Origin of the sequence: Actinomadura sp. CNU-125, from assembly GCF_001942465.1 — a bacterium.
GTDB lineage: Bacteria > Actinomycetota > Actinomycetes > Streptosporangiales > Streptosporangiaceae > Spirillospora.
This window is the reverse complement of the sequence record NZ_MKJY01000286.1, coordinates 1-6593: the sequence shown is the minus strand read 5'-3', so window position 1 is coordinate 6593 and position 6593 is coordinate 1. Positions and strand designations below refer to the sequence as shown.

Here is a 6593-nt window from a genome sequence, read left to right as displayed (position 1 = left end):
TGCCGAGCCGCTGGAACGGCATGAACAGCCGCTCCAGCGCGTCCGGCGGGACGACCGGACCGGTGTTCTCCACGGTCAGGACGGGGCGGCCCCCGACCGTCCCGGTGGTGACCGACACCCGGCCGTCCGGGACGTTGTGCCGGATCGCGTTGTCGACGAGGTTGGTCACCAGGCGTTCGGCGAGGCCCGCGTCGCCCGCGGCGACCGCCGTGCCGAGCGAGGCGTCCAGCGTCACGCCCCGGTCCGCGGCCTCCGCGCGCGGGACCGGACGATCTGCTCGGTCAGCGGGCCGAGATCGACCGGCACCCGGCGCTCGATGCCGGCCTGCCCGCGTGCCAGCGTGAGCAGCGCGGCGACCAGCCGCTCCTGGTCCCGGCCCGCGGCGATGACCCGCAGGTGGGCGTCCCGCAGCGACTCCACCGTCGCGTCGGGGTCGGCCAGCGCCACCTGCGACAGCGTCCGCTGCCGCGCCATCGGGGTGCGCAGCTCGTGCGACGCGTTGGCGACGAACCGGCGCTGCGCCTCGAACGCCCCCTCCAGCCGGGCGAGCAGCTCGTCGATGGTGTCGCCGAGGTCCTTCAGCTCGTCGGTGGGCCCCGGCAGCGCCAGCCGCTCGTGCAGGTTCGTGGCCGATATCTCGCGGGTCGCCGCCGTGATGACGCGCAGCCGCCGCAGGATCCGGCCCGCGACGACCCAGCCCAGCCCGATCGACGCCAGCGACATGATCCCCAGCGCGATGCCCGACTGGACCAGCTGCGTCCGCCGCTGCTCCTGCTTCTGGTGCCGGGCCAGCGCGGCGATCTGCCCGTCGTCGATCTCGTTCGGCGGCGTCAGCCCCCGGCCGCCCGCGTCGCTGTCGTCCCGCTGCGCCGGGCCCTGTTTCCGCGGCGGGTCCCGCATTTCCTTGATCGACGTCGTGATGCCGTCCTCGCCCTGGTAGAAGTACACGCCCTGGGTGGCGCGGTCCACCAGAAAGAATGTGATGCCGAGGGTGACCGCACCGGACAACAGGAAAAGGCCGCCGTAGAGCAGCGTGAGCCGGAGCCGGACGGTGTTGCCGGGGATTCGGGCGCGCATGGCCGCCCCTCAGATCCGGTAGCCGGATTTGGCGACGGTTTCGATGACCGGCGGATCGCCGAGCTTGGCGCGCAGCCGGCTGATCGTCACCTTGACCGTTTTGGTGAACGGGTCGGCGGACTCGTCCCAGACCTTCTCCAGCAGTTCCTCCGCGGACACCGCCCGGCCATTCGCGGCGAGCAGCAGTTCCAGCACGCCGAACTCCTTCGGGGCGAGGTCGAGCGTGCGGCCGTCCCGCCGCGCCCGCCGCTGCGCCACGTCCAGCTCGATGTCGCCGTGCCGCAGCACCGGCGGCACCGCCGGGTGCGCCCGCCGCGCCAGCGCGCCGATCCGCGCCATCAGGACCGGGAAGTCGAACGGTTTCGGCAGGTAGTCGTCCGCGCCCAGGTTGAGCCCGTCGACCAGGTCGTCGCTGGTGGCCGCCGCGGTGAGCATCAGCACCCGGCTGCCGCGGCCCGCCGACACCAGATGCGCGCAGACGTCGTCGCCGTGCACGCCGGGCAGGTCCCGGTCGAGCACGATGACGTCGTAGTCGTTGACCATCGCGCGTTCCAGCCCGGACGACCCGTCGAGCGCGACGTCGACGGCCATCCGCGCCCGGCGCAGCCCGACCGCGACCGTCTCGGCCATTTCCGCGTCGTCCTCGATGACCAGGATCCGCACCGTCACGCCACCCCCGGAAAGATCATTGTGCCTGGACGCCCGGACGGTCCGCGCCGGACGCGCGCGCCCGCACGCGCGCGAATCGCCATGCTAACCGAGGGCCGGTTTCGGCGAGGTTTCGATCACCCGCCCGACCGGAGACCGCGGCCGAGGTCGTCCAGGCGAAATCGGTCATATCGCCGCGCCGCCCGATCGGATTCCCGTCGCGCCCGCAGCCGCCGCCTCCCGAACGCGCGAAGTCCGGAGAAATTGCGCGGCCGCCGATACCGTCCCGAAACCGCCGCCCGAGTAGAACCACATTGACAACGGAAAAGGCATCCGCCGAAGGAGAAGCAATGCGCGGCACCGAATATCGAACCTGGCCGGACCGCTCCGGCCGCGCCGCCGTTCGCAGCGGCCCGGCCCGCGACGGGGAGGAGGCATGAGCGTGACGTCCGAAACCGTGCCCAGCGAAGAGGCCGCGGAAGGCCCGGGCACCCCGCGCAAGCGCCGCCGGCGCCGCACGCTGCTGTCGGTCCTGGTGCTCGGCGTCGCCGGTGCCGTCGTCGCCGTCGTCCTCGTCGACCCGTTCGGCGACGAGGCCCCCGCGAGCACCCGCAACGCGGCGCCCACCGGCAGCGCGACCATCAAGCAGGGCCAGGTCTCCGCCCGCATCTCGGTCAGCGGCACGCTGACCTACGCGGGCGGCTACGAGGCCGTGAACCAGGCGAGCGGCGTCTTCACCGACCTGCCCGGCACCGGCAAGGTCTACAAGGCGGGCAAAACCCTGTACCGGGTGGACACCAAGCCCGTCGTGTTCCTGAAGGGCTCCATCCCCGTCTACCGCGACCTGGAGTGGGGCGACCAGGGCCGGGACGTGCGGCAGCTGAACTCCGCGCTCGTCTCCCTCGGATACGGCAGCGGCCTCGACGCCGACTCCAAGTACTTCGGCTACGCCACCTACCTCGCCATGCTGCGGCTGGAGGACGACCGGGGCCTGAAGGAGGACGGGAAGATGTCCAAGAGCGAGGTCGTCTACCTTCCCGCCGACGAGGTCCGGGTCACGAAGCTGAACGTCGCCTCGGGCGGCGGCGGCACCGCCGTGCTGGAGGCCAGCTCGCTGCGCCGGCACGTCTCGGTGGAGCTCGACGCCGCCTACCAGTCGCAGGTCAAGGAGGGCGACAAGGTCACGATCACGCTGCCGAACCTGAAGACGACCGGCGGCGAGGTCGTCTCGGTCGGCAAGGTCGCCACCTCCGACGACGACGAGGAGGGCGGCGCGAAGATCAAGGTGGGCATCCGGCCGGACGACCCCGAGGCCACCGGCAGCCTGGACCGGGCGCCGGTGCAGGTGTCGATCGTCACCGACAGCGCCGACGGCGTCCTGTACGTCCCGGTGACCGCGCTGCTGGCGCTGCTCGACGGCGGCTACGGCGTCGAGATCGTCGCGGCGGACGGCACCCGGCAGCTCGTCCAGGTGGAGCTCGGCATGTTCGACCAGAACAGCGGGACCGTCGAGATCACCGGGCAGGGCCTCAAGGCCGGCCAGCGCGTCGTGGTGCCGGCGTCATGAGCGGGCCGCACGCCGGCGCGGGCGACACCGCGCTCCTGACCGGACCCCGCTCGGGCGGCGAGACGCCCGTCCTCGAACTCGACGCCGTCACCCGCCTGTACCCGGGCGCGTCGCCCGTCGCGGCGCTCGCCGGGGTCAGCTTCACCGTGAACCGCGGCGAGCTCGTCGCGATCGTCGGCCCGTCCGGGTCCGGCAAGTCCACGCTGCTGAACGTGATGGGGACGCTCGACCGCCCCACGTCCGGCGTCATGCGCATCACCGGCACCGACGTCGCCCGGATGAGCGACCGCGACCTCGCGGCGCTGCGCGCCACCCAGATCGGGTTCGTGTTCCAGCAGTTCTTCCTCGCCGACCACACCACCGCGCTGGAGAACGTCGCCGACGGGCTCCTGTACGCGGGCGTCGGCCGCGCGGCGCGCCGCAAGGCCGCCGCGGAGGCCCTCGACCGGGTCGGGCTGGCGCACCGCGCCGGGTTCCTGCCGTCCAAGATGTCGGGCGGCGAGCGGCAGCGCGTCGCCATCGCCCGCGCGCTCATCGGCAACCCCGCGATCGTCCTCGCCGACGAGCCCACCGGCAACCTCGACAGCGTCAACGGCGCCGCGATCCTGTCGTTGCTGACCGACCTGCACCGGCAGGGCGCCACCATCATGGTGATCACCCACGACCGGGAGATGGCCGCGCGGCTGCCCCGCCGGATCGAGGTGCTGGACGGCAAGATCGTCGCCGACAGCGGGGCACCGGGGGAGGCGCGGCGGCCATGACCACGACCACCACACCCGGTCGGCTGGCGCCCGCCGACCTGGCGCGCACCGCCAGCGTCGGGCTGCGCACCCGGCGGCTGCGCGCCGGCCTGTCCGCGCTCGGCATCGCGATCGGCGTCGCGTCCATCGTCGCCGTCCTCGGCCTGTCCGCCTCGTCGCAGGCCGGGCTGCTCGCCGAGATCGACCGGCTCGGCACCAACATGCTGACGGTCAGCCCCGGCGTCGACATCGAGGGCAACGAGGTGAAGCTGCCCATGACGTCGCCCGAGATGGTCGCCCGGATCGGGCCCGTCCAGCGGGTGCAGACGACCGGCAAGACCGACGCGAAGGTGTACCGCAGCCCGCTCGTCCCGGAGATCAACTCCAACGGGCTCACCGTCCAGGCGACGAGCCTCGACCTGCCCGAGACCGTCCGCACCCGCGTCGCCGAGGGCGTGTTCCTCAACGAGCCACCGCGACGCAGCCGACCGCGGTGCTCGGCTACGACGCCGCCCGGCGGCTCGGCTTCGACCGGATCCGCCCCGGGCAGCGGATCTGGCTCGGCGAGCAGTGGTTCTACGTCGCCGGGATCCTCGCCAAGGCCGACCTCGCCCCGGAGATCGACGCGTCCGTCCTGATCGGCTACCCGGCCGCCCAGAAGTTCCTCCGCCACGACGGGCACCCCACCACCATCTACGTCCGCTCCGACACCGAGCAGGTGAACGCGGTCCATTCCGTGCTCGCCCGCACCGTCAACCCGGTCAGCCCCGGGGACGTCACGGTCAGCAACCCGTCCGACGCGCTCGTCGCCCGCGCCGCCGCCGAGTCGGCGCTGAACGGGCTGTTCCTCGGCCTCGGCGCGGTCGCGCTGCTGGTCGGCGGCGTCGGCGTCGCCAACACCATGATCATCTCGGTGCTGGAACGCAGATCCGAGATCGGGCTGCGCCGGGCCCTCGGCGCCACCCGCGGCCACATCCGCGTCCAGTTCTTCTCGGAGGCGGTGCTGCTCGCCGGGATCGGCGGTGCCGTGGGCGTGTTCTGCGGGGTCATGGCCACGGCCGTCTACGCGTCCATCAAGGGATGGGCGGTGGTGCTGCCACCCGAGGCGTGGGCGGGCGGTGTCGGCGCTGCGGTCGCGATCGGCGCGATCGCCGGGCTGCTCCCCGCGATCCGCGCCGCCCGGATGCAGCCCACCGAGGCGCTGCGCACCTCATGACCCGGCCGCCCGCGACCCCGCATCTCGTTCTCAGCGAAATCCGCCGCGCACCCCGCGCGAGGCGAAGGGACGGCCAATGCCGATCAGCGTCGTGAACGGTATCCACCTCAGCTACGAGGAACACGGGACGGGCGACCCGGTGGTGCTCATCGCGGGCACCGGGGCCCTCGGCCGGGTCTGGCGCGCCCACCAGGTGCCCGCCCTCAACCGGGCCGGGTTCCGGGCGATCACACTGGACAACCGGGGCGTCCCGCCGTCGGACGTCTGCGCGGACGGCTTCACCCTCGCGGACATGGTCGCCGACGTCGCCGGGCTCGTCGAGCACCTCGGCGCCGCGCCGTGCCGGATCGTCGGCGCGTCGATGGGGGCGATCATCGCGCAGGAGCTCGCGCTCGCCCGTCCCGACCTCGTCGCGCAGGCGGTGCTGATGGCCACCCGCGGACGCACCGACGCGCTGAGCGGCGCGGTCGCCGACGCCGAGCTGGAACTGTTCGACTCCGGGACCAAGCTGCCCCCGCGCTACGAGGCGGTGTTCCAGGTGCTGCGCGGGTTCTCCCGCCGCACCCTGCGCGACGAGCACGCCGTCCGCGACTGGCTGGACCTGTTCGAGCTGTCCCCGCTCAGCGCGTCCCTCAGCCGTTCGCAGCTCGCGGTCGACCACCTGCCGGACCGGCTGGACGACTACCGTCGCATCGACGCCGAGTGCCTGGTCCTCGGGTTCACCGACGACCTGGTGACGCCCCCGCACCTGGGCCGCGAGGTCGCCGACCGCATCCCGCGCGGCTCCTACCGGGAGATTCCCGGCTGCGGGCACCACGGTCACCTGGAGGACCCCGTGGCGGTCAACGCCGCGATCATCGAGTTCTTCGGCCCCCGCTGACCGCCCCCGGCCGCCGGTGTGCGCGCCCTTCCCCCCGTCGGGCGCGCACACCGGTGTTTCGCTGTCAGCCCGCGGTCAGGTCGTAGAGGGTGGTGCCTCCGATCTCGGTCGCGCTGTAGTTGGCGGCTACCCACTCGCTGATCTCCTGCGCGGCGTCGCTGCCGCTCGCGCCGCCGCGCATCCCGCCGAACCCGCCGCCGCCGACGAAGTAGTGGATCTTCCCCTGGCGGACGAGCTCCTGGAACTCCGCGAGGGTCGGGGCAGGGTCGGTGCCGTTGAACCCGCCGATCGCCATGACCGGCTCGCCGGTCGCCAGCTGGTGACCGGCGGCGGTGTTGGACCCGACCGCCGCCGCGACCCACGTGTAGGAGGCGGCGTCGGCCGTGAGGGCCGCGACGACCTCGGCCGCCGGGCATCGCGGCGTCCAGCAGCCCGCCCGGGCCGCCGCCGCGCCCGCCCCCGGGA

8 protein-coding genes and 1 pseudogene are annotated in these 6593 nt (G+C 73.3%); 5 read left to right on the top strand and 4 right to left on the bottom strand.

The window, feature by feature from the left end; translation table 11 throughout:
• The 3 genes from BJF79_RS28885 to BJF79_RS28875 all read right to left on the bottom strand — a co-directional run.
• Window positions 1-235 (bottom strand): sensor histidine kinase (locus BJF79_RS28885; RefSeq protein ID WP_143220286.1); only part of this gene is annotated, 235 nt, incomplete at its 3' end.
• On the bottom strand, window positions 232-1077 hold the full coding sequence (locus tag BJF79_RS28880; RefSeq protein ID WP_075902079.1) for a sensor histidine kinase: 846 nt from the start codon (window positions 1075-1077) through the stop codon (window positions 232-234). The genes BJF79_RS28880 and BJF79_RS28885, both read right to left, overlap by 4 nt.
• 9 nt (window positions 1078-1086) lie before the next feature.
• Window positions 1087-1740: a response regulator transcription factor gene (locus BJF79_RS28875; RefSeq protein WP_075902083.1), complete on the bottom strand. Its 654-nt coding sequence runs from the start codon at window positions 1738-1740 to the stop codon at window positions 1087-1089.
• 427 nt (window positions 1741-2167) lie between these two features.
• On the opposite strand from BJF79_RS28875, the gene BJF79_RS28870 reads away from it, so the two are divergent.
• From BJF79_RS28870 to BJF79_RS28855, 5 genes are all read left to right on the top strand, one after another.
• Entirely contained in the window at window positions 2168-3292 is a 1125-nt protein-coding gene (locus BJF79_RS28870) for a hypothetical protein (protein WP_262402717.1), read from the top strand.
• The gene (locus tag BJF79_RS28865; protein ID WP_083734078.1) at window positions 3289-4053 is read left to right on the top strand and encodes an ABC transporter ATP-binding protein; all 765 of its coding nucleotides are present in this window, start codon (window positions 3289-3291) and stop codon (window positions 4051-4053) included. The genes BJF79_RS28870 and BJF79_RS28865 overlap by 4 nt, the downstream gene beginning before the upstream one ends.
• Entirely contained in the window at window positions 4050-4670 is a 621-nt protein-coding gene (locus BJF79_RS65880) for an ABC transporter permease (RefSeq protein WP_316043463.1), read from the top strand. The genes BJF79_RS28865 and BJF79_RS65880 overlap by 4 nt, the downstream gene beginning before the upstream one ends.
• A gap of 263 nt (window positions 4671-4933) precedes the next feature.
• Entirely contained in the window at window positions 4934-5248 is a 315-nt protein-coding gene (locus BJF79_RS65875; protein WP_316043464.1) for an ABC transporter permease, read from the top strand.
• A 76-nt stretch (window positions 5249-5324) separates the two neighbouring features.
• Window positions 5325-6128: an alpha/beta fold hydrolase gene (locus tag BJF79_RS28855; RefSeq protein ID WP_075902075.1), complete on the top strand. Its 804-nt coding sequence runs from the start codon at window positions 5325-5327 to the stop codon at window positions 6126-6128.
• Window positions 6129-6192: 64 nt separating this feature from the next.
• Here BJF79_RS28855 and BJF79_RS28850 read toward each other — a convergent pair.
• Window positions 6193-6593 (bottom strand): annotated as a pseudogene (locus BJF79_RS28850) (glycosyl transferase); the annotation flags it as partial.